This is a genomic window from Streptomyces sp. NPDC002573, from assembly GCF_042889625.1.
In the GTDB taxonomy this organism is placed as follows: domain Bacteria; phylum Actinomycetota; class Actinomycetes; order Streptomycetales; family Streptomycetaceae; genus Streptomyces; species Streptomyces gibsoniae.
Genome location: NZ_JBIARC010000232.1, coordinates 1 through 2,267 on the forward strand (window position 1 = coordinate 1; position 2,267 = coordinate 2,267).

Here is a 2,267-nt window from a genome sequence, read left to right on the forward strand (position 1 = left end):
GGGGAAGTCCGTCCCGCCCACCTGGCGCCCCGCCACACTCCACGCCACCAGGCCGCTGACCAGCCCAGATACCGAACTACGGCTGGAGTACTAGCTAGAGCAGCTGAAGGAATCAGTAGGTTTGCGGCGAGGGCATCGATGGCCTTGGCTCGTCCGGCAACCCACGCGGAACCGGACAGTCAGTCCGGCTACATGCAAGGGCGACGGAAGACCGGGGTCTGGTCAGGGCCCCTCGGGCGTACGACTGCCAGCGCCTGGACGACCGCGGATTCAAGGGCGCCACTGGTGTCGATCGTGACGGCCTCCGTCCACGGTGGCTCCTTGGCTGCCATGGCGATGGCGACATCGAGGTCGGCGTCCGATATTCCGGGGGCGCGGGTGGTCAGACGGGCCGCCGATACCTCGCCGGGGACCTGGCAGTGCAGGGCCACCAGGTTGGCGCTGGTGCGCTCGGCCATGCGCACGGCCGCTTCACGTTGTCCCACGTCGGACCAGGTGGCGTCCAGGACGACGGACTCGCCGCAGGACAGCAGGGTGGATGCCCGGTCGAGCAGGGACTCGTAGGTCCTGGCGGTCCACTCGGCTGTGTAGAGGCCCTCCCCGTAGCCAGCCGCCGCGGACTGCTCCGCCGGGATGCCTGCCAGTTCCTTGCGAAGACGGTCGCTGCTGAGCAACGTGACGCCCAGGCGGTCGGCCAGTGCTCCGGAGAGGGTGGACTTCCCGCTGCCCGGCACTCCGCCCACGAGCGTCACGCCGACAGCCGAGGCGCGCAGGTGCCGCAGCGCCGTCGTGACCAGCCGACGTGACGCCGCCTCCGCCCCGGCCGCGCCCTGTCGCGCCTGGATCAAGGAGACCTTGGCGCGGACGAACGCGCGGTAGGCGATGTAGTGGTGCCACAGGGACGGTGGTGCCGGATCGCCGGAGTACTCGCTGTACTGGGCGAGGAAGAACGCAGCGGCCTCCGGTGCTCCGAGCTGTTCCAGGTCCATGGCAAGGAACGCGGCGTCGTCGAGGCCGTCGACGTAGCGAAGATGGTCGTCGAACTCCAGGCAGTCCAGGATGCGCGGCCCATCGTCGAGGCAGAAGACGTCCTCGGCGAGCAGGTCGCCGTGCCCGTCCACGATCCGTCCTTCCTCGATGCGAATATCGAACAATTGTTTGCGTCCGGCTAGATAGCGACGTACCAGCCGTTCGATCTCCTCCACCCCGTCGGGCACGAGCCCGTCGTCGGTCAGTGCGCGGACCTGCGCGAAGCTGTCCTGCCAGCGCGAGGACAGTGCCTCTCTCGTGCCTTGCTCGTCGACCTCGCGGTTGCGGGGCGCGCCCGCGTGGCAGGTGGCGAGCTGCCGGGCGACGGCCCGGAGGTCGTCGTCGATCGCGGTGCCTTCCCGGACCAGCAGCGACAGGCGCCGGTCGGCTGGCATGCGGCGCATCACCACGAGCGGTTCGGGCGCCTTCATATCCGGGCTGCGGATCTCGCCGAGGCCCAAATAGACGTCGGGCGAGAAGCGGCGGTTGAGAGCCATCTCGCGTTCGCACGCGCCCCGGCGGGCCGCCGCGGTGGAGTAGTCCAGGAAGCCCAGATCGACCGGTTTCTTGACCTTGTAGGCACGATCACCGACAAAGAACACGATGGCGGTGTGGGTCTCGCGCACTTCTGCGCGGGGGACCATCGGAGTGTTGAGTGCCGTAGTCGGCGCGTTGACTCCCGTAGCCGACCGCAGCACCGACGCGTCGCACTGATGCCCCGGCATGTTCGCCTCCCTGTGATGGCCCGACTCAGTCATGGGGTACGACGGCGACGGGGCAGCGCGCGTGGTAGATGAGCCACGCGACCCAGGCGTGGTATGAGGGCAGCGTCGCGCCTGCGTCTGCCCACGACCAGTATTCCGGCGCCGTCGGCCGGCCGCACGACGGCCTTGGCAGCGCTGTCCAGAGCGATGGTGTCGGCGACGTCGATGCGCGGAAACTTCTCGCGCCAGGGGCGCAGCGCCTAGCTCAGCTGTCTCTGCGCGTCCTGCCTGGTCAATCGGTGATGCCGTGGTCGATGCCCCAGGGCGACTGCGCGTGGATAGGCACGCTGCGGGCCGTGAACGGCCCGCAGGCCCACGTTCCTTGCCGCGAGGGTACCGAAGACGAGTGCGATCAGGTCGTCGCACGATCCGTGCAGTTTTAGAACTCCTAACAGAATGCTGCAACTCGCCTTGGAATGTGTGTGCCTGATGGCTTGTTAGCCTGCACATGAGAAGGAGTGAGCGGCCGCCGTG

At 68.2% G+C, this 2,267-nt stretch carries 1 protein-coding gene; it reads right to left on the reverse strand.

Annotated elements, in window-relative coordinates:
* Nucleotides 1–188: 188 nt before the first annotated feature.
* Nucleotides 189–1,655, reverse strand: a complete 1,467-nt coding sequence (locus ACFYX0_RS47505) for an AAA family ATPase (RefSeq protein ID WP_311701127.1) — start codon at nucleotides 1,653–1,655, stop codon at nucleotides 189–191.
* Nucleotides 1,656–2,267 lie beyond the last annotated feature (612 nt).